The 20,414-nt window shown below is 71.6% G+C and carries 15 protein-coding genes; 8 read left to right on the forward strand and 7 right to left on the reverse strand.

The annotated features are described in order from the left end of the window. Nucleotides 1–2: 2 nt before the first annotated feature. The gene (locus tag ABZV00_RS02615; RefSeq protein WP_355601193.1) at nt 3–2,528 is read right to left on the reverse strand and encodes a bifunctional diguanylate cyclase/phosphodiesterase; all 2,526 of its coding nucleotides are present in this window, start codon (nt 2,526–2,528) and stop codon (nt 3–5) included. Between the two features lie 693 nt (nt 2,529–3,221). On the opposite strand from ABZV00_RS02615, the gene ABZV00_RS02620 reads away from it, so the two are divergent. The 5 genes from ABZV00_RS02620 to ABZV00_RS02640 all read left to right on the forward strand — a co-directional run bounded on the left by ABZV00_RS02620 (nt 3,222) and on the right by ABZV00_RS02640 (nt 9,281). Further along, the gene (locus ABZV00_RS02620) at nt 3,222–6,320 is read left to right on the forward strand and encodes a BTAD domain-containing putative transcriptional regulator (protein WP_355601195.1); all 3,099 of its coding nucleotides are present in this window, start codon (nt 3,222–3,224) and stop codon (nt 6,318–6,320) included. Between the two features lie 267 nt (nt 6,321–6,587). Further along, nucleotides 6,588–7,079, forward strand: coding sequence for a cyclic pyranopterin monophosphate synthase MoaC (gene moaC / locus ABZV00_RS02625; RefSeq protein WP_328421945.1), 492 nt, complete (start codon nt 6,588–6,590; stop codon nt 7,077–7,079). Continuing rightward, complete coding sequence (locus ABZV00_RS02630) at nt 7,076–7,546, forward strand: MogA/MoaB family molybdenum cofactor biosynthesis protein (RefSeq protein ID WP_328421943.1); 471 nt, start codon at nt 7,076–7,078, stop codon at nt 7,544–7,546. Before moaC ends, ABZV00_RS02630 begins: the two co-directional genes overlap by 4 nt. 53 nt (nt 7,547–7,599) lie before the next feature. Then, a complete protein-coding gene (locus tag ABZV00_RS02635; RefSeq protein WP_355601198.1) occupies nt 7,600–8,856 on the forward strand; it encodes a molybdopterin molybdotransferase MoeA in 1,257 nt (418 codons plus the stop codon). After that, a complete protein-coding gene (locus tag ABZV00_RS02640) occupies nt 8,853–9,281 on the forward strand; it encodes a molybdenum cofactor biosynthesis protein MoaE (RefSeq protein ID WP_328421939.1) in 429 nt (142 codons plus the stop codon). The genes ABZV00_RS02635 and ABZV00_RS02640 overlap by 4 nt, the downstream gene beginning before the upstream one ends. 4 nt (nt 9,282–9,285) lie before the next feature. On the opposite strand, the gene ABZV00_RS02645 is transcribed toward ABZV00_RS02640, so the two are convergent. Then, nucleotides 9,286–10,731: a glycosyltransferase 87 family protein gene (locus ABZV00_RS02645; RefSeq protein ID WP_355601200.1), complete on the reverse strand. Its 1,446-nt coding sequence runs from the start codon at nt 10,729–10,731 to the stop codon at nt 9,286–9,288. Between the two features lie 215 nt (nt 10,732–10,946). After that, nucleotides 10,947–11,492, reverse strand: a complete 546-nt coding sequence (locus ABZV00_RS02650) for a DoxX family protein (protein ID WP_328421935.1) — start codon at nt 11,490–11,492, stop codon at nt 10,947–10,949. Nucleotides 11,493–11,626: 134 nt separating this feature from the next. Here ABZV00_RS02650 and ABZV00_RS02655 point away from each other — a divergent pair, with 134 nt between their 5' ends. Next, entirely contained in the window at nt 11,627–12,175 is a 549-nt protein-coding gene (locus ABZV00_RS02655) for an N-acetyltransferase (protein ID WP_355601202.1), read from the forward strand. Nucleotides 12,176–12,208: 33 nt separating this feature from the next. Here ABZV00_RS02655 and ABZV00_RS02660 read toward each other — a convergent pair whose 3' ends face one another. From ABZV00_RS02660 to ABZV00_RS02670, 3 genes are all read right to left on the reverse strand, one after another. Continuing rightward, a complete protein-coding gene (locus tag ABZV00_RS02660; RefSeq protein ID WP_355601204.1) occupies nt 12,209–13,450 on the reverse strand; it encodes an ATP-binding protein in 1,242 nt (413 codons plus the stop codon). A 134-nt stretch (nt 13,451–13,584) separates the two neighbouring features. Beyond that, entirely contained in the window at nt 13,585–13,992 is a 408-nt protein-coding gene (locus tag ABZV00_RS02665; RefSeq protein WP_355601358.1) for a hypothetical protein, read from the reverse strand. A gap of 395 nt (nt 13,993–14,387) precedes the next feature. Continuing rightward, nucleotides 14,388–14,981, reverse strand: a complete 594-nt coding sequence (locus ABZV00_RS02670) for a hypothetical protein (RefSeq protein ID WP_355601206.1) — start codon at nt 14,979–14,981, stop codon at nt 14,388–14,390. Between the two features lie 298 nt (nt 14,982–15,279). Between ABZV00_RS02670 and ABZV00_RS02675 the strand changes: the two genes are divergently transcribed. Together ABZV00_RS02675 and ABZV00_RS02680 are read left to right on the forward strand one after the other, a co-directional pair. Continuing rightward, nucleotides 15,280–16,284 carry an EamA family transporter gene (locus ABZV00_RS02675; RefSeq protein ID WP_355601208.1) on the forward strand — a complete coding sequence of 335 codons (1,005 nt, stop codon included), beginning with the start codon at nt 15,280–15,282 and terminating at the stop codon, nt 16,282–16,284. Between the two features lie 10 nt (nt 16,285–16,294). Next, a complete protein-coding gene (locus ABZV00_RS02680; protein WP_355601210.1) occupies nt 16,295–16,948 on the forward strand; it encodes a prepilin peptidase in 654 nt (217 codons plus the stop codon). 224 nt (nt 16,949–17,172) lie between these two features. On the opposite strand, the gene ABZV00_RS02685 is transcribed toward ABZV00_RS02680, so the two are convergent. Continuing rightward, nucleotides 17,173–20,358: a UvrD-helicase domain-containing protein gene (locus ABZV00_RS02685; RefSeq protein ID WP_355601212.1), complete on the reverse strand. Its 3,186-nt coding sequence runs from the start codon at nt 20,356–20,358 to the stop codon at nt 17,173–17,175. Nucleotides 20,359–20,414: the final 56 nt, after the last annotated feature.

Genomic DNA, 20,414 nt, shown 5'->3' on the forward strand with positions numbered 1-20,414 from the left:
GGTCAGGCGGGGAGGTGCGGAACGCGGTCGGGTCGGCCGCGGCCGTTCTGGCGGCGGGTCTGGCTCAGTCGGATCACCGCGCCGGCGTCGTGCAGGGGCGGTGCGAGGGTGCCCGGGCGTCCACCCGAGCCACGCTGCAATGCGGCGAGCAGGGTGCCGGCCGGCATCGGCCGGGCGAACAGGTGCCCCTGGCCGGCGGCGCAGCCCAGCTCCCAGAGGGCCCGCCGCTGCGGCTCGCTCTCCACCCCCTCGGCCACCACGTCGAGGTCGAGGCTGCGGCCGAGGTCGAGGGTGGAGCGGATGACGGCGGCGGCCTCCGCCGAGCTCTCCATCGTCGTCACGAAGCTTCGATCGATCTTCAGCTCGTGCACCGGGATCCGGGAGAGCAGGGAGAGTGAGGAGTAGCCGGTGCCGAAGTCGTCCAGCGCCAGCCGGACGCCCTCTTCGCGCAGCCGGCTCAGCACCCGGTCGACCACGTCGAGCTGGCTGAGCGTCAACGTCTCGGTCAACTCCAGCACCAGCCGGTCCGGCGGCAGGTCGTGGGCGCGCAGGCGGGCCAGCACCGACCCGGGGAACCGCGCGTCGAGGAGGCTGCGCGGGGACACGTTGACCGCGACCGGCACGTCGAAGCCAGCGTCGCGCCAGCTGGCCGCCGCGATCAGTGCCTGGTCGAGGATCGCCTCGGCGAAGGCCGGTAGCAGACCCGAGCGCTCCACCGCCTCCAGGAAACGCAGCGGATCGATCATGCCGTGGGTGGGGTGGTGCCAGCGGGCCAGCGCCTCAACGCTGGTCACCTCGCCGGTGCCCAGGTCGACGATCGGTTGGAAGTTGACGACGAACTCGTGGTCGGCGACCGCCCGTGGCAGGTCACCGCCGAGGGTGAGGCGGCCCAGGTCGGCCGTGTCCCGGGTGGGGGCGTACGTGGAGATCCGTTGCCCGGCCCGCTTCGCCTGGTACATCGCCACGTCGGCGCGGCGCAGTAGCTCGGCCATGCCGCCGCTGGCCGGGGCGGCGGAGATCCCGCCGCTGGCCTCGACGCTGATCCGCATGCCGTCCAGCTCGAACGGCTCGTGCAACGTGGCGAGCAGCGCCTCGGCCCGGTGCGCGGCCACCGCCGGGGCCGGCAGCCCGCGCAGGAGGACGGCGAACTCGTCGCCGCCGAGGCGGGCCACCAGGTCGCCACCCTGGGCGGCGCCCCGCAGCCGTTCGGCGACCTGCACCAGCACCTGGTCGCCGGCGGCGTGCCCGAGCGTGTCGTTGACCTCCTTGAAGTGGTTGAGGTCGATCAGCACGAGCGCGGTCACACCCTCGGCGTGCCGGGCGCTCAAATGCTCGGTGCCCTGGTCGAGCAGATGCCGCCGGTTGGCCAGGCCGGTCAGCGCGTCGTGCGCGGCCGCGTACGCGTGTTCGTCGGCAACCCGGGCCAGCTCGGCGTACGCCTGGGCGTTGCGAACCGCCGTGCAGAGCGCGGAGGCGAAGGTCCGCAGGGTGTACTGCTCCCGCTCGGAGAGCTGTACCGGGCCACGGAAGCGCAGCCGCAGCACGCCGACGTCGGCTGAGCGGTCGTGCCCCTCCAGCGCCGTGGGGACGATGGTGCCGTCCACGTCGGTGGGAGTGCCGCTCGGGCCGTCGAAGGTGATGCCACCGGTGCCGCCGCGTACGGTGCGGCCGCCGTCGCGCAGCTCGATCTCGACCTCGTCGGCCGAGAACAGCTCGGCGGCCCGGGTGACAGCGGTGGTGAGAACGTTGTCGAGGTCGACCACGTTGAGCGCGTCGGTGGTGCGGGCGAGCCGCTGCCACGCCTGCTGCTCGGTGCGGCCCCGGATGCGCGCGGAGTAGGCCAGATGCAGGCTCAGGACGAGTGGTGGGATGGCAAGCAGCAGTCGGGGATCCATTCGGAGGATGAGCAGCGTGCAGGCCGCGACCACGAACCGCACGGCGAAGCCGGCGAGCCGGAGGTCGAGATTGCTGCGGAACTGCTTCGCGATCCTGGTCTGGGACGCCAGCGCGATGACCGGGATGGCGAGCAGATCGTCCAGGACAGCCGCGACCACGTAGGCCAGCGCCAACGGCACTATCAGGGAGGCGGTCCCCGCAGGCGGCCAGGTCCAGGTCGTCATCGCCAGCGCCGTGCCAGCACCCCAGGCCACGATGACGTTCTTTCCGATACCGAACGCCAGCTTCATCGGCGTGAGGCGGAGCGAAGCAAGAGCAATCCCGACCGCAGTGCAGAGCACCACCACCGAGGTCGGAGCGATGGCTGCACCGACGATGATTGCCGTCTCGTTCCAACTGATCGATTGGGTCGTCGACCGGATCCGCACCCGGGCCTTGACCAGAGTCCCCAGTGCGATCGTGAAGGTGAGCATGACGAGGACCGCCACGTCGTTCACCGTCGCCGGCTTTGCCGAACTCAGTGCGGCCGGAAGTGAGGTGGCGACGATGGTTCCGGCGGCAACGACGACGAGACCGACGAGCAGCAGCAGCCGCCGATCGGTCTCAATCTCTCGTCGCTGAGGAAGGGTCACGCCACTCCCGAAGCTGCCTCCACGTGCTCGCAGCCTACCGCTCGGGGCCCTCAGAAGTCCCCTACCAAGCTTGTCAGTTCCAGTCGGTGCCGCGCATCGTGGTGCCCCTCTCTTCTGCTGTGCCATTCGAAGACCTGTCCCCAAGGAGAGGTCTTCCTACGAAAGGCAGCTTAAGAGGAGTAAGGGCAGCTTAAGAGAAATAAATGTCGGTATGCGCAACATTAGCCAAGCTGGAGTGGATTTATCACGTTCTGTCCACCATCGCTGAACGGAGTGCGGTCGAGGCTCGCCGATGCTTGATCCGAGGTGTGGCCCGCAAGTGCGGACCCTATCCGGTCAGGTTATGGCTGCGTATTCCCTGAGTCTGGCCGATCTCCGGGGTTGCCTCATCCGGAGTTTGGCCAGGCGTAAGGGCGGGTTGGACAAAGTTGGCCCGTCTAAGGTGTCCGACGGGGGTGAAAATGGCGTGCGCCGTCGCTTGAACGATAGCGACGACGCGTGGACATCTGCGTCGCACAGGCAGCGGTGCAACTTGCTGCGGACATGCTGCAGTCATGGACAGGCAATCGGGGCGCATCCCCCGCGAGATTTGAGGATCGTCAACCACGGCCGCTTCGCCGCGCGAGCGAAGGTGAGCCGTAGACTTCGTTGTGTGACCGACTGAATACCCGCGATGGCTGGAGCAGGGGACGGGTGGAGATTCAGGTTCTGGGTGGCCTTTCGGTACAACTGCCTACCCGCACGTTGCGTCTTGGTACACCCAAACAGCAGGCAATCTTCGCGATGCTCGCAGTTCAGCCAGGTCGACTGGTGACAGTGGACGACCTTGTCGATGAGTTATGGGTTGATTGCCCACCGCGATCAGCGGTAGCGAATGTGCAGAGCTATGCCGCCAATCTGCGCCGGGCTTTCGAGGCTTTCCCACGCGGTCGAGGGGTCATCATCCGGCAGCGGAACGGCTATCGGCTTGACGTGCGACCTGAGCTGATCGATGTCGTTCGCTTCGAGTTGGAGCGCGGCGCGGGCCGGGAAGCCCTGACGGCCGGCCACTTGGATCGGGCCAGGGAGCTACTGGGTCGCGCCGTGGCGCGGTGGCAGGGGCCGATGCTCGCCGGCATCCCGCTCGGGCCCGTGCTCACCGCGCGCACCGTGGCCGCCGAAGAGGAGCGGTTGTTGGCCGTGGAACTCCTCGCCGACGTACAGCTGAGGTCGGGACGGGACGACCTGGCGATCCCGATGCTGCGAGAGGTCGTCGTGCGTCACCCTCTGCGGGAGCCGGCGTACGTCCTCCTTATACGGGCGCTCTACGAGCGGGGCGATCATGCTGGAGCGCTCATCGTCTACGACGAGATCCGGACGAGGCTGACGGCGGAACTCGGAGTCGAACCAGGGGGCGACATCCAGACCCTCTACCGCACGATCGCCGCGATGGCTCCGGTTGGCCACACGGCGAACAGCGTCGCAACGCATCCGGCCATCCCCGGTGGGCTCAACGTGCAAGCACCCGCCTCAGCGGGTGTCCTGATCGCTGGCGAACGGCGCCGGCTCGATCCTGTAGACCACCTTCCCCGCGCGGCAATCGACTTCGTTGGCCGGGAGGACGTGTTGTCGCGGCTGCTGGCCGAGACTCGGCGGGTCGAGGATCGGACGTCGGCGGTGCACGTGATCGACGGCATGGCAGGCAGCGGAAAGACGACCCTGGCCGTGCACGTAGCCCGCCATCTGTCGAAGCGGTACCCGGACGCAAGGTTGTTCATCGATCTGTGCGGGTACGGCGAGAAGACTCGGATCGAGCCGTCGGCGGCACTGGCCATCCTGCTCCGTCAGCTACGGATACCCGCGGAAAGAATCCCGGTCGAGTTCGACGCCAAGGTGGAGCTGTGGCGACGCGAACTGGGAAGCAGGAGATCCGTGATCGTGCTCGACAACGCGGTGAGCAGCGACCAGGTGCTTCCTCTCCTGCCCGTATCGCCCGGCGCGGTCGTCCTGGTGACCTCTCGCCGCCGGCTGGCGGACCTGGATGTCGGCCCGCCCGAGTCGTTGCCCCTGATGACTCTCGACGAAGGTCTGGTGCTGCTGGCTCGGAGTGCGGGCGTAGCGCGGGTCGCCGAGGAGCCGACGGCGGCCGCAGAGGTGGTACGTCGCTGCGGGTACCTTCCGTTGGCAATCCGACTCGCTGGGTCGCGTCTGGCACGTCGGCCCGCCCGCAAGGTCGCGCAGTTGGCGGCCCTCCTGGCGGCCGAGCCCTCTGCACTGAACCAGTTTGAGGCCGGCGACCGGACCCTGGCGAGGGCTTTCGCCGCGTCGTACGGGCCGTTGCCCGAGCCTGCCAAACGGGCCTTCCGAATGTTGAGTATCCATTCCGGGCAGCACAGTGCGGAGATGGTCGCGGCCCTGCTCGATCTCCCGCTCGATGCCGTCGGCAGGCTGCTCGACGATCTGGTTGATCTGCACCTGGTCGAGGAGGCCGAGGGCGGGCGATACCGGCTCCATGATCTCCTGCGGCGATACTCGCAGGCGCAGTTCCTGGCGTCCGAGAGACCCGAAGCCAGGGCGTTGGCCGTGGCGCGGTTACTCGATTTCGCTCTGCACGCCTCCGTTAGGGCCGCCGCGGAGCTGCACCAGTCCTTCGACGTGCACGGCGAGGTCGACCCGGGCCCGCCACCGCGTCCGGACCTGATTGGTCCGGACGTCGTGTCAGGGATTGACTGGCTCGAACGGGAGCGTGCGAATCTCGGCATGCTGGTGGACCTCGGTACTGAGCATGGGTTCCACCACCACGTATGGAAGATCGCCCGAGTCCTCTGGCGCTTCTACCATGTGCGCGGATACTTCGATGACATCCTCGCCACCCATCAAGCCGGCCTTGCCTCGGCGAAGGCGCTCCAACACCAACCCGCCATCGTCGCGATGCACAACTACCTCGCGTCGGCCCTGGTGAAGACAGGCTCCCACCGTCTCGCGTCCACTCATCTACACGCAGCCATCGCGCTCTGCCACGAGTCGGGCGATTGGCGGCGGTTGGCCAGGCTCCGTTCAAACTTGAGCGTCGTATGCCTGCTCACTGGGAACCTCGACGAGGCTGTGACACTGGGACGGCAGAGCCTGACCGAGCGCCGACTGTACGACAACCGTGTGCCGCTCGCCCTGCCGAATCTGGGTATCGCGCTGGCCTCGCTCGGCCGCTGGGACGAAGCCGTCAAGATTCACCGGCAGCACCTGTTCCAAGCTCGACTCAACCAGGACTACTACCACCTGGCGAACGCCCTGAGTCATCTCGCGGCGGTGCGCGTCCGCACCGGGCAGTTCAGGCGGGGCGTGATCTTGCTGAAGTCTTCGCTGTCGCTGTTCCGGCGCACCGGTCACCGGTACGGCGAAGCCGAGGCCCGGAACACTCTCGGAGTCGCCTACCGAGGATTGAATGAGCTGGATCTGGCCCAGTGGCAGCACAAGGCCGCCTTCGAGTTGGCCGCCGACTCGGGCGAGCGGCACGCTCAGTGCGCCGCACTCAACGACCTTGGCTCCACGCTGCTGGCGATGGGGGATGCCGCATCAGCTTCCGATGCTCTCCGCCAAGGGCTTCAACTTGCCGGACGGATCTCGAATCCGTACGAGCAGGGCAGGGCCCTGGCCGGGCTTGCCGACCACTTCGCGCACGTCGACCTGGCAGAGGCGCGACGGCACTGGGAGCGGGCCCTGGCGATCTTCCGCCGGATGGGCGTGCCGGAACGCTTCGACGCCGAGCGCCGCCTCGCCGAACTGGGCGACAACGCCCTGAACGTGGGCCACTGACCTGCCCGAACGGCTCTTATCGATTTCTTATCGCCTGGCCCGGTAGCTTCTCGGCCGTATCGACGAACGGGGGAGGTTCTGCCCACGGGCAGAACCGGGTCGTCGACACTCGCCCGCTGCCAGGTCCCCCCAGCGACCTCGGCGGCGGGTTGGTGAGGGAGGAGCGGCGTACCGCCGGTGCGTCGACAGCACCCCGGCGCGGCCGGCACTCGGTCGCCGCTCCTTCCGAGCACCAGGCCGTCGTACCGCACCGATAGGCTCACGACCGTGACCGAACCCGCGCAGCTCAGCCACGTCGACCGCGCTGGCGCGGCCCGCATGGTCGACGTCTCCGCCAAGGCGGTGACCGGCCGGCTGGCCGTCGCGGCGGGCCGACTGCGGACCACGCCCGAGGTCGTCGACCTGCTGCACCGCGACGGGTTGCCCAAGGGCGACGCGCTGGCCGTCGGCCGGCTGGCCGGGATCATGGGCGCCAAGCGCACGCCGGAGCTGATCCCGCTCTGCCACCCGATCGCCCTGCACGGCGTCACCGTCGACCTGCAGTTGACCGCCGACACCGTGGAGATCACCGCCACCGCCCGCACGGCGGACCGGACCGGCGTGGAGATGGAGGCGCTCACCGCGGTCGCGGTCGCCGGTCTCGCCCTGGTCGACATGGTCAAGGCCGTCGACCCGGCGGCCTCGGTGGAGGCGGTCCGGGTGCTGCGCAAGGAGGGCGGCAAGACCGGCGAGTGGGTCCGACCGGAGGACCGGCCGTGATCCGGGCGCGGGTGATCGTCGCGTCCAACCGGGCCGCGGCCGGCGTCTACGCCGACACGAGCGGCCCGCTGCTCGTCGCCGGTCTCCTCGAGCTGGGCTGCCAGGTCGACGAGCCGGTGGTGGTGCCCGACGGTGAGCCGGTCCGCACGGCCCTGGAGGACGCCCTCGCCGATGGCATCGATGTGGTGCTGACCAGCGGTGGCACCGGGGTCACCCCATCGGACCGGACACCGGACGTGACCCGGGCACTGCTGGATTACGAGATTCCCGGCATCGCCGAGGCGATCCGTGCGTACAGCCGCGACCGGGTGCCCACCTCGGTGCTTTCCCGCGGTCTGGCCGGGGTGGCCGGCCGCATGCTGGTGGTCAACCTGCCCGGCTCGACCGGTGGCGCCCGGGACGGGCTGGCCGTGCTCGGGCCGATCCTCGGGCACACCGTCGACCAACTTCGCGGCGGAGACCACTGACCGGTCCGCGGCCAGGCCCGGCGGGTGTCGGTCCATCCCGATAGGCTCGGCCGGTGAGCACGGAAACCGCACCAACAGCGGACCGGGTCGCCGCGCCCCCGCCGGCCGGGTGGGAGGAAGCGCGGTCCCGGGTGTACGCGGTCGGCCTGGCCGCCGCGCTTCCCGCCGTCGCCCGGCCACTGGTCGACGCCGACGGGCTGACCCTGGCCGAGCCGTTGACCACCCGCACCGACCTGCCGGCCTTCCCCACTTCCAGCGTCGACGGCTGGGCGGTGCGCGGCGCCGGCCCGTGGCGCGTCGTCGGCCGGGTGCTGGCCGGCAACACGCCCGCGCCGCTCACCGAGGACGGCACGACAGTCGAGATCGCCACCGGTGCGATGGTGCCCGACGGCGCCACCGCCGTGCTGCGCGTCGAGGAGTCCACCACTACCGACGGCCTGGTCAGCGGCACCCTCCGGGAAATGCCGGAGTGGCGGCAGCCCGGCGAGGAGGCGTACGCCGGCGAGGATCTGTTGCCGGCCGGCACGCCGGTCGACCCGGCGGTGATCGGTCTGGCTGCTTCCTGCGGGCACGACACGCTGCGGGTCCGGCGGGCGCCGCGCGCCGCGCTGCTGGTGTTCGGCGACGAGCTGCTCACCGCGGGGCCGCCGGCCGCCGGCCGGGTCCGGGACGCGCTGGGTCCGGCGGTGCCCGCGTGGCTGCGCCGGTACGGCTGCCAGGTTCGTGGGTCCGACGTGGTCGGCCCGGTGGCCGACACGCTGCCCGCGCACGTGGCGGCCCTGCGCGCGGCGCTGGCCAACGCCGACCTGGTCTGCACCACCGGTGGCACGATGAACGGTCCCGTCGACCACCTGCACCCGACCCTGGAGGCGCTCGGCGCCGACTACGTCGTCAACACGGTGGCGGTGCGGCCCGGTTTCCCGATGTTGCTGGCCCGGCTTGCCGGCCACGACGGGCGGGTCCGGTTCGTCGCCGGGCTGCCGGGCAACCCACAGTCCGCCATCGTCGCGCTGGTGTCGCTGGTCGCCCCACTGCTCGCCGGCCTCCAGGGTCGCCCGATGCCGGTGCTGCCGCAGGTCACGCTGGCCGAGGCGGTGCCTGGTCGTGGCGACCACACCCACCTGGCACTGGTCCGGCTGGACCGGGCCGCCGGCACCGCGTACCCCGTGCGGCACGTCGGTTCGGCGATGCTGCGCGGGCTGGCCGGCGCCGACGGGTTCGCCGTCATCCGGCCGGGCACCAGCGGCGAGCCGGGCGACCGGGTGCCGATCGTGCCACTGCCGTTGCTGCCCGGGGAGCGTGCGTCGTGACCGCGCCGGCCATCACCTTCGGTGAGGTCACCGACCAGCCGCTCGACCTGGCCACGCACGAGGCGGCGGTTGCCGACCGGCGGGCCGGCGCGGTGGTCTCCTTCCAGGGCGTGGTCCGCGACCACGACCACGGCCGTCCGGTGGTGAGCCTGGAGTACGAAGGGCACCCGAGCGCCGCACAGGTGCTGCGCGAGGTGGCGGCCGAGATCGCGGCCGAGCCCGACGTCTACGCCGTGGCGGTCTCGCACCGGGTCGGTCCACTGGTGATCGGTGACGTGGCGCTGGTCGCCGCGGTGAGCACCGCGCACCGCGCAGCGGCCTTCGCGGCCTGCGCCCGGCTCGTGGACGAGGTCAAGGCGCGGTTGCCGATCTGGAAGCGGCAGGTCTTCGCCGACGGCACCGAGGAATGGGTCAACTGCCCCTGACCGCTCAGCGGCGGCCGTTGACCGCCATGGGCCGGGCGAGCCGATCGCCGTAGAACGCCGGCTCGGCGCCAGGGCGCCAGGGCAGCGCTGCGACCAGCACGATCAGCGCGAGCGCGAGCGAGTTCTCCATCAGCGCGCCGAACAGACCGTCCTGGTAGTGCGACATCTCCGGCAGTTGGTGCTCGTACGGCCAGATCGGGGAGATCAGGAAGAGCAGGTAGAGCCCGATCGCGGCGACGCCGTGCCGGAGCCCGGTCAGCGTGGGGTACCAGATCGGCGGCCGGAGCCCGTTGAGCCCCGGCAGCCCGCCGAACGTCAGGCCCGGGCCGGTGCGCTGCGCCAACCCCCGGCTCGCCTCTCGGCGGCGCACCGCGGCGTCGCCCAGCACGATGATCGCTGGGATCACCCAGACCAGGTGGTGCGTCCAGGAGATCGGGCTGATCACATTGGCGGTCAGACCAACCAGCGTGAACGCGGTCAACTCGTCGCCGTCGGCGCGTGAGCTGGCCGCCCGGGACAGGCCCAGCGCCAGGATCAGCACCGAGAAGGAGAGCCAGAGCAGCCCGGGGGTCTCGATCGAGTCGTACAGCCGGGCAAGCAGGCCGGCGAGCGACTGATTCGGCGTCATGTCCGCCGCGCCGACCCGCTCGGTCTGCCAGAGCACGCTGCCGAAGTACGCCCGCGACTCGTCGCCGACGATCGCGAAGGTCCCTACCGTCACGCCGATCGTGGTGCCGATCGCGGTGGCCGCCACCCGCCACTGGCGGGTGATCAACAGGTAGCCGATGAACAGCGCCGGGGTGAGCTTGACCGCGGTGGCCAGGCCGATGCCGGCGCCGGCCCAAGCGCCGCCATAGATGAAGCGCAGCAGGGGGCCGTCGGTCGCGGCGTAGTGGGTGCCCCTGCGGGAGCGCCAACGCAGCCCGATCAGGTCGGCCATGATCAGCGCGAACAGCAGGATGTTGACCTGGCCGTAGCCGAGGGTTTCCCGGCCCGGCTCGATGGCGATCGCCAGCGGCACCGCCAAGGCCACGCTGAACCACAGTGGCCAGGCCAGCCGGTCCACGATGGGGCGGAGCAGCCCGGCCAGCACCAGCGCCAACGCGGCGATGCTGGCGAGGGCGTTGACCATCCCGGCCGCGCCGATCGGCAACTGTGCCATCGGCAGCATGACCAGGCCGCCGAACGGCGGGTAGGTGAAGCCGAGGGTGGTGCCGGGCGCGATGAACTCGTAGAGCTCGTGACCGCTCGCCCACCACACGACGGCACCGTGGTAGATCTTCATGTCGAAGAAGCTGTACGGCCGCCCGAACGCACCGATGGCGAGCCATGCGGCGTAGGCGACGGCGGCCACGATGGCACCCCGTACGACATTCCTGCGATCGATCCCACGCGTCACGCGTCGGACTGGGGCGAGGCGGTCCGCCCGACTACCGACGGTCGTCGGCATGGCGCGGCCACCTCCATACCAAGGTCGTCCTACCCGTCCAGGTCCTGCACGGAGCCTAGAACGGCGCCTCACGTCAGTGCCTCCCGCGTTATGCGACCGTGTCCGATCCCACACATGTTTTTGACATTTCCACCGCGTTAACGCCTACCGGGCGGTTCAGGTAATTCGCGGCCTTAGCGGGGGGTGGGGATGGCGCGAGAGGGTATCGACGCAGGTCAGCCGGGGAGCCGACGAGCGGTGGAGGCGGATCGGACGGCGATCCGAGCGTCCCGCCGGGCGGTGCGGACGGCGCGTTGCACAGAACGTCGAGAGTGGCCGATGCGATGACCGGTCCGCCAACGCAGACCCGGCTTGCCGCCGGTGTCCGCCGCAGCGAGCAGAAGGCCGCCGAAGATGCCGAGGTTCTTCAAGACGTGGACCTGGTTGTTGTTCCGGGCGACCGGGTCGTCGTTGTTCCAGAAGGGATGCCCGGCGATGGTCACCGGCACCAGCGTGCCGGCGAGGACCAGCGCGGCGGGTCGGCTGAATCGCCCGGTGGCCAGCATCAGGCCGGCGCTGACCTGCACCAAGGCGTTGAGCCGGATCAGCGTCTCGGTCTCAGTGGGGATGCTCGGGTGTGCCTTCTGCAGGAGCGGCGTGACCTTGTCGGTGACCGGCTTGGCTGCCGCCGCCAGCCGTTCCGGGTTGCGGAAGTTGCGGTACCCGCTGACCACGAAGATGCCGCTCAGCATGGCGCGGGCTAGAGAGCGTACGGGCGTCATGGATCAGTCATACCCCGTCGCGGCCTTTGCTACCCCGGCAACCGCCGGATCCGGATCGGTGGTCATGCACATGCGCCACGCCGATTCGAGCGACCATCGCTGATGGACCGGCCGTGACGGGTAACGTCGCGCGGGTGACCACGCTGCGGCTACGACCCGAGGATCCGGCCGACGCCGGCCCGGTGCGTCGGGCGCTGGCTGCCGCGTTCGCCCGGCCGGACGTGGCGACCCCGCCCGAGGTGGGCCTGGTCGACGAGCTGCGGGGCACCGCGGCCTGGCTGCCGGAGCTGGCCATGGTCGCCGAGTACGGCGGCGAGGTGGTCGGGTACGCCCTGCTCAGCCGGGTGCGGGTCCGACCGGATCGGGGCGCCGACGCCCCAGCCCTGGCGCTCGGCCCGGTGGCCGTCGCGCCGCACCGACAGCGGGTCGGGCACGGCACGGCGGTGGTGCAGGCCGCTCTCGACGCTGCCACCGAGCTGGGCGAGCGCCTGGTCGTGGTCCTCGGTGACCCGGCCTTCTACCGCCGGTTCGGCTTCGTCGCGGCCAGCGAGCTGGGGCTGACCAGCCCGTGGGCCGGTCTGGGTGAGCCCTGGCAGGCGCTCGTGTTGCCGCCGTCCACCAGCGAGGAGGGGCCACCACCGCGCGGCGAGGTGATCTTTCCGGCGCCCTGGTCGCAGGTCTGACGGCGCCGGCCTCGCGATTCCCAGGGGGCCGGGTCAGACCGGCTGGGTGCGCAGGTACCGGCCGAAGTGCGGGACGGTGAAGGCCACCGTGCCCCGCTCACCGGAATAGATCAGCCCCTTCTTGATCAGCGCGTCCCGAGCCGGGGAGAGGCTGGCCGGCTTGCGGCCGAGGGCCCGGGCGATCTCGGCGGTGGGTACCGCGGCGTCCATGTCGTCGCGGACCACGCCCCCGGACTCGCCCTCCACCAGAGACAGCGTGGCCATCGCCCGCATGTACTCACGCTCGGCGGGGGTGGCCCGCTCGAACCGGGAGCCGAAGAAGCCGACCCCCAGCTCAGCTTCCGCCTCCGGTGCGGCGACCCGGACGTCGGCCGCCGTGATCGGCGAGCGCGGAGCATGGTCCCAGGTCGCCTTCCCGTACGCCTGGACGAAGTAGGGGTAGCCGCCGGACTTCTCGTAGAGCAGGTCGAGCGCCTTCTGCTCGTACTCCACCTCCTCGCGCTCGGCCGGCGCGCAGAGCGCCTGGTCGGCGGCGATCCGGTCGAGCCGGTCGATGCGCTGGTAGCGGAACAGCCGCTCGGAGTACGACTTCGCGGCACTGAGCACGGCGGGCAGGTGCGGCAGGCCGGCGCCGACGACGATCAGTGGCGCGCCGAGCTGGGACAGCTCGTGGCAGGCGGCGCAGAGCGCCGACACGTCCTCCGGGCCGAGGTCCTGCATCTCGTCGATGAAGACGGCGATGCCGGTGCCCACGTCGCTGGCCACGGCGGCGGCGTCAGTGAGCAGCTCGACCAGGTCGATCTCGATGTCGCCGGAGTCGGCTCGACCGCTGGCCGCGGGCACGTCGATCCCGGGCTGCCACCGGTCGCGCAGCTTCGGGGCGGAACCGGCACGGCCGGTCGGGGCGGACCGCTGGGCGAACGCCTTGAGGACCCCGAGGAAGGCGTCGATCCGGTCGGGCGCGCGGTGTCGGGGGGCGAGCTCCCGGACCGCCATGTGCAGCGCGGCGGCAACCGGGCGACGCAGCGACTGGTCCGGCCGTGCCTCGATCTTGCCGCTGCCCCACAGTCGGTTGATCGCCTGCGACCGGAGGGTGTTGAGCAGGACGGTCTTGCCGACGCCGCGCAGCCCGGTGAGCATGAGGCTGCGTTCGGGGCGGCCCCGGGCGATGCGCTCCAGCACGATGTCGAAGACGTCCAGCTCCCGCCCCCGCCCGGCGAGTTCGGGCGGGCGCTGGCCGGCGCCCGGTGCGTACGGGTTGCGGACCGGATCCACGCATCGCACAGTATCGGGCCATCTAGCGGCGAGGCTAGACATGGATAGATGGGGCTACCGGCGTGTCGAGGTCGTCGACAAGAAACTAGGACTGTCTAGCGTCCACGCTAGACAGCCCTAGTTTTGGCTACCGGCTACCGCTTCTTCAGACAGAGCACGTAGTCGAACAGGTCGACCGAGTTGTCGTGCACGTAGTTCGCGGTGGCCTGCGGCGCGAGCGTCTCGCACCGGTCGCCGTCGCTCGTCGCCGGAATCCGCAGCAGCACCTGGTAGGTGTTCGGCCCGCACGGCACCTTGCGCAGCTCCGCGTCGTCCTCGGTGCCTTCGTTGACCACGCAGTCGCCCTTGGCGAACTCCACCTCGCTTGGGCTCGGCGCTGCCGGCGTCGGCGCGTCGCTGGGCAGGGCCGGCGGTACGGCCCGCGCGCTCGCCGACGGTGCGGGCGAGGCATTGCTGTCGGCGTCGGCGGCCTTCCAGACCGCCCAACCGACTAGGCCGAGGCACGGGCAGAGCAGGAGCAGCACCACCAGCGCGATGATCAGGGCGACCTTCCCGCCGGTCTTCTTCGCTGGCGCGGCGGGCGGCATTCCGTACCCACCGGGTGCCGGCTGGCCCCACGGCGCCGCCGGCTGGCCCGGTGTCGGCCCGGCCGGCGGGAACGGCCCGGGTGGCGGCGGGTATCCGGCGCCGGAGCTGGGCGGTGGCGCCCAGCCCGGACCGGCGGGCGGCGGGTAACCCGGGCCCGAGGCCGGCGGCGGACCCCACATGGGCGCGGTTGGCGGCTCCGCGCCGGCCGGTGGCGGACCCCACTGCGGCCGGGTCGGGTCAATCGGTGGCGAGCCGTCGGGGCCGGTCGCCGGGCGTTGGTACGGGTCGTCCGGCTGCTCGGAACCCGATGGTCCGTAGGTCGTCATGTCATCCCCAGGGGTGGGTGGTCTCAGCGCTGCTTCAGGCAGAGGACGAAGTCGAGGGTGTCCAGCTCGCTGTCGAAGAAGTACCAGTTGGTGTAGCCCTCGACCTTGGCGCACTTGGCCTCGGCGTCCGGCTCACCATTGGTCGCGCCGTCGATCCGGTGCAGCACCTCGTACGACTTCGGAGCGCAGCCGCTGATCAGCAGCTTGGGCTTGCCACCGGCCGCACCATCGTTACGGACGCACTGGCCGACCTTGACGAACCGCGGGTCGGCCGACGACTCCGGCGCTGCGGCGCTCGGTGCCGGCTCGGCCGGTGCGGTGGCGTCCGCGCTGGGCCCCGCGGCGACGGCCGAGCCGGTCGGTGCGGTCGACGGGGCCGGATCGTCCGGTCCGCTGAGGAACCAGAACGCACCGCCGCCGGCCACCACCAGCAGCAGCACGATGGCCAGCACCGCGATCAGCGGACCTCGACCGCGCCTGCCCGGGGTCTGCGAGGGATCTCCGCCGTACGGGCCGTCGGGCCGGTACGGCTCCCCGCTGTACGCCGGGGCCGCCTGCGTCGGCCGGTAGGACCCACCACCGTAGGAGCTGCCAGGACCACCGCCGTACGGCCCCACCGGTGCACCACCGTAGGACCCGTCGCCATATGACCCGGGCCGTCCCTGGACTCCCGGAGGGTAGGCCTGAACCGACGGCGGGTAGGTCTCGGGCACCGGCGGGTACGGCTGCTGTGCAGGCGGGTAGGGCTGCTGAACGGGCCGCCCCGATGTCTCGTCGGGTCGTTGCCCACGCCACGGTCCCGGGACGCCGCCACCCGGTGGCCCGTAGTTCGTCATGCCGCCCTCCTGCACGAGTGGTGAGGCCGGCCACCAAAGCAAGACGCCGACTCCGAGGTCACCGTAGCGTGGTCCACCGATGACCTCATCTCCACCGAGTGCCGCCGGCCTGGCCGGCCGTCGCACCGACGCCGCACCGACCCTGATCTGGACCGCGTTGATCGTGGTCTACCTACTCTGGGGTTCCACCTATCTCGGCATCCGGATCGCCGTGGAGTCGCTGCCCCCGCTGACGTCGGCCGCGCTGCGGTTCGCCGCCGCCGGCCTGGTGCTGGCGGCTGTGCTGCGACTGCGCCGAGGACCGGGCGCGCTGCGGGTAGACCGCCGGCAACTAGGCTCCGCCGCGCTGGTCGGAGTGCTCCTGCTCGCCGGTGGCAACGGCCTGGTGGTGCTCGCCGAGTCCGGGCCGCCGGGAGTGGCGTTACCGTCCGGGATCGCCGCACTGCTGGTGGCTACCGTGCCGCTGCTGGTGGTGCTGCTGCGCTCCGCCACCGGGGACCGCCCCCCGATCTGGACGTTCGCCGGGGTCACCCTGGGCTTCGTCGGTCTGGTCCTGCTGGTGCTGCCCGCCGGAAGCGCGGACGCGGTGCCGCTGGTCGGGGCGTTGACCGTGGTCGCGGGGGCCACCTCCTGGTCGGTCGGGTCGTTCCTGTCCGGACGGATCCGGATGCCCGCCGACCCGTTCGTCGCCACGGTGTACGAGATGATCGCTGGCGCGCTGGTGCTGGCCGTGGTCGCCGCCGGCCGGGGCGAGCTGCGCGACTTCCACCCGGCAGAGGTCAGCACCCGGTCCTGGCTTGCGCTGGCCTACCTCATGGTGGCCGGCTCGCTGGTGGCCTTCACCGCGTACGTCTGGCTGCTGCACAACGCGCCCCTCTCGCTGGTCTCGACGTACGCCTACGTCAACCCGGCGGTCGCGGTGGCGCTCGGCGCGCTACTGGTGGCCGAGCCGATCACTCCGCAGGTGCTGCTCGGCGGTGCGGTCATCGTCGCCGGGGTGGCCCTGGTGGTGACCACCGAACGTCCCCGCCGGTTGGGCGCGGCACCGCGATCGGGGGCGGTGCGGGTGGGCGACCGCCGGTAACGTCCGGCCCATGTCGGCCGCAGCGCCGGTGCCGGTCGCGCTGGTCGGCGCGCTGGTTGGCCTCGCCGTACCCTCGCTGGCCCGGCGCTTCACCACCCCGCCGGAGCTGACGAGGTCGGGTCCGGAGCCGCGGCCCGGCGGGTGGGCGTGGCTCAGCCCGGTGGTGGCGGCCGCGGTGTTCGCAGGGCTCGCCGTGGCACGGGGTGACGACCTGGCGCTACCGGTCTTCCTCGCGGTGGCGGCCGTGGGGCTGGTGCTGGCCGGGATCGACCTGGCCTGCCTGCGGCTGCCCGATCCGCTGGTCCTCGCCGCCGGAGTGCTGGCCCTCGGCGGCCTGACCGGCACGGCGCTGCTCGCCGGCACCCCCGGCCGGCTGCTCGGCGCGCTGGCTGGTGCGGCGGCCGCAGGCGCGGCGCACCTGCTGCTCGCCCTGCTGCCCGGCTCACGGTTGGGCTTCGGAGACGTGAAGCTCGCCGCCGTCCTCGGCCTGCCGCTCGGCTGGCTCGGCCGAGACGCACTGCTGGCCGGCCTGCTCCTGCCACACCTACTACACGGCGGCCTGGTGCTCGGCCTGCTCGCCGCCCGGCGGGTGCGCCGGGACACCCTGCTGCCACTCGGGCCAGCCCTGCTCGCGGGCGCCTGGCTCGCAGTCCTCCTCGGCTGACCCGCCGACCGACCGCTGACGGGTCCAGCCAGCCTGCGCCGGCTCGCCGCTGGCCCGCGCGCAGCCCGGCCCGCCGATCTCACTGTGGCTGACGCCGTTGCCGGCGCTCGCATGAAGAAGCGCGATACCTCAGAGGTATAAATATGGGTCTGAGGTATCACGCTCATCGCTCCGTTCCTACCCGGCCGGTTGTCGCTGGCAGTCGGGAAAGGGGAGCGGAATTGTCAGATGAGGCGGAGCTGGCGGTCCTTGGGGCGGCGCGGCTCGGTCTCGCCGAACCGCTCGAACAAGCCGGGGTCGATGACGCCGAGGAACGGTGACGGAGCGCAGTCGCGTTCCGCGCCGTGCCGGGTGCGGCGGGCGGCGTGACTGACGTACAGGCGGTCCTGGGCCCGGGTCAGGCCGACGAAGAAGAGCCGCCGCTCCTCGGCCACCGCGTCCTCGTCGGGCGTCGAGCCCGGCCAGCGCAGCGGCAGCAGCCCGTCCTCGGCGCCGACCAGGAAGACCACCGGGAACTCCAGGCCCTTCGCGGCGTGCAGGGTGAGCAGCGTGACCGCCTCCGCGCGCGGGTCGAGCGCGTCGACCTCCGCGCCGGTGGCCAGCTGCGACAGGAACGTCTCCAGGTCGTCGCCGCAGCGTCGGGCCAGCGGGGTCAGCAGGTCCACCGCGGAGCGGACGTCCTCGGGACGGCCCGCGACGGCGCCGTCCAGGGTGGGCACGGCGAACCGCTCCGCCACGACCTGGCCGGCCAGCCGGACCCGGGCGGCCAACGAGCCCGCCAATCCGTCGGCGTGCCGCAGCTCGCGTGCGATGGCCGCCACCCCGGGCCGGTCCCGCAGCCGGTCGTGTGAGCGCTTCTGTACCGGAATGTTGGCCCGGGTCAGCGCGTCCACGATCGGCGCGGCCTGCGCGTCGGTGCGGTACAGCACGGCGATGTCGGAGAACGACAGGGAGGTGGACCGACCGTCGATCCGACCCGAGTCCAGCGACCGGTGGGACAGCCCGCCGACCAGATCGTCGACGGTACGGACCACGAAGTCGGCCTCCTCGGCGACGGACGCCGCGGGGTAGCGGCCGACCAGTGGCGCCTCCGGGTCGAGCCGGGCCGGGTCCAGCCGTCGGCCACGGACCAGCGAGGACGGCGCGATGGCCTGCACCGCAGCGGCCAGGATCGGTGCCGACGAGCGGTAGTTGCGGTTGAGCCGGACCAACCGGGCGTCGGTGAAGTCCTGGGAGAAGCGCAGGAAGTAGCCGACGTCGGCGCCCCGGAACGAGTAGATGGCCTGGTCCGGGTCGCCGATCGCGCAGAGGTTGCCGTCGGCGGGGCTGAGCAGCCGCAGCAGCTCGTACTGCACGGCGTCAACGTCCTGGTACTCGTCGACGAAGATCCACCGCCAGCGGTCCCGGTACCGCCCGACCAGCTCCCGGTCGGCCCGCAGCAGCTCCACCGGCAGGCTGACCAGCTCGTCCAGGTCGACCAGGTCCTGCTTGCGCAGCAGTGCGATGTAGCTGGCGGGGTCGTCGCCGGCCTCCGACCGGGCCGCCGCCCGCTCGGCGTCGTCGGCGATCCGGAAGGCCGCCGGCAGGCCCGCCGCGTCGGCGTTCTCGCGCAGGATGGTCAGCCCCAGCGCGTGGAAGGTGCCCACGGTGACGTCCTCGGCGACCGGGCCGAGCAGACCGTCGAGGCGGTGCCGCAGCTCCTCGGCGGCCCGGCGGGTGAAGGTGATGGCCAGGCAGTGCTCGGGAAAGACGTTCAGCTCCGCGCAGAGGTACGCGATCCGGTGGGTCAGCGTCCGGGTCTTGCCGGTGCCTGGGCCGGCCACGATGAGCAGCGGGCCGCCGGGCGCGGAGGCGGCCACCCGCTGCATCGCGTCCAGCCGGTCCAGCAGGCCGGTGCCGACCTCCTCCATGCCCGCGAGCATCGGCTCGAACGGCTCGTGCGGTGACGGCGGTGGCGCGATCGGCGGGGCGGGTGCTGGGGCGGTCTTGCGCTTCGACTCCGCCTTCGTCGCCGCAGGGCGCTTCACCTTCGCCGCCGGCTCCGCGGGTCGCCGCTGCGCCGGCACCGGTACGTCGAACAGCGTCTCCTGGGCTGTGTCGGCCCGGACACTCAGCTCCGCCGGGTCGAAGAGGGTGATCACTCCGTACTCGCCGTCGTAGCCCGGCACCCGGCGCACGTCGCCGCGCCGCAGCCGCCCGATGCCCTCCGCGAGCAGCTCACCGCCGGCCTGCGCGATGTCGGTCAACGGTGTCGTGGTCAGGATCTCCAGCTCGGGGCCGAGTGCGGCGAGTAACTCGTTGAGCCGTCCCTCGACCTTCTTCGACCGGGCGCCCACCTTGTTGATCTCGCCGAGGATCTCGGCCAACTGCACCAGGTGGGTGACCTCCCGAGCGTGCGCCGGCCGGTGCCCCTCCGCGCGGTCGGCCAACTCCTCGACCCGGCTGAGGACGCCCACGGTGAGCGGCTTGCCGCACTCGGGGCAGCGTCCGCCGGCGGCCCTGGTCCGCTCGGGGGACCAGGTGACCCCGCACAGCCGGTGCCCGTCCGCGTGGTACTTGCCCTCCTCCGGGAAGAACTCGATGGTGCCGGCCAGACCGTCGCCGGTCCGCAGCGCCTCCCGGACGGCGAAGTAATCCCGCTCGGCGGTCAGCAGGGTCGCCTCGCGGCCCAGGGCCGGCGGGGAGTGCGCGTCCGAGTTGGAGACCAACTGGTAGCGGTCGAGGCTGCCGACCCGCCAGTTCATCGCCGGGTCGGAGGAGAGGCCGGTCTCCACGGCGAAGATGTGCTCGGCCAGGTCGGCGTAGCAGTCGGCGATCGCGTCGAAGCCGGACTTCGAGCCCAGCGCGGAGAACCAGGGCGTCCAGATGTGCGCCGGGACCAGGTAGCCGTCCGGGCTCGCCTCGAGGGTGATCTCCAGCAGGTCCCGGGAGTCCAGGCCGAGGATCGGCCGACCGTCGGAGCCGAGGTTGCCGATCCGGCCGAGCGCGGCGTTGAACCGGGCCACCGCATCCAGGTCGGGCAGGTAGATCAGGTGATGCACCTTGCGGGTCCGGTCGTCCCGCTTGTAGATGGTGGAGATCTCCACGCTCAGCATGAACCGGACCGGGTTCGCCTCCGCCGTGCTGGCGAGTCGAGGCGGCAGTCGGCGGGCGATGTCCCGTTCCGCCTCCGGGTCGAGCCGGTAGAGCCCCGGTTCGGCCGGGCGCAGTGTCTCCCGCAGGTGGTCGTACCAGGCGGGGTGGGTGAAGTCTCCGGTGCCGAGCAGGGCGATGCCCTTACGCCGGGCCCACCAGGCGAGGTTCGGCAGGGTGAGGTCGCGGCTGCACGCGCGCGAGTACTTCGAGTGGATGTGCAGGTCCGCGACGAATGGCGGTAGGCCACCGGGGGGTACGGCGCTGAACGGGGGCACGCCGCATCCTGTCACGCCCGCTGCGCCGGCCGCCTGCCGCCACGCGCGGACGTGAC

The organism is Micromonospora sp. NPDC005173 (genome assembly GCF_040608515.1).
Lineage (GTDB): Bacteria > Actinomycetota > Actinomycetes > Mycobacteriales > Micromonosporaceae > Micromonospora.

Excerpts from the sequence above, each read along its gene's own strand:
- ABZV00_RS02645 (WP_355601200.1), bottom strand. The coding sequence starts at position 10,731 with ATGCCGACGACCGTCGGTAGTCGGGCGGACCGCCTCGCCCCAGTCCGA.
- ABZV00_RS02650 (WP_328421935.1), bottom strand. The coding sequence starts at position 11,492 with ATGACGCCCGTACGCTCTCTAGCCCGCGCCATGCTGAGCGGCATCTTC.
- ABZV00_RS02675 (WP_355601208.1), top strand. The coding sequence starts at position 15,280 with ATGACCTCATCTCCACCGAGTGCCGCCGGCCTGGCCGGCCGTCGCACC.
- ABZV00_RS02680 (WP_355601210.1), top strand. The coding sequence starts at position 16,295 with ATGTCGGCCGCAGCGCCGGTGCCGGTCGCGCTGGTCGGCGCGCTGGTT.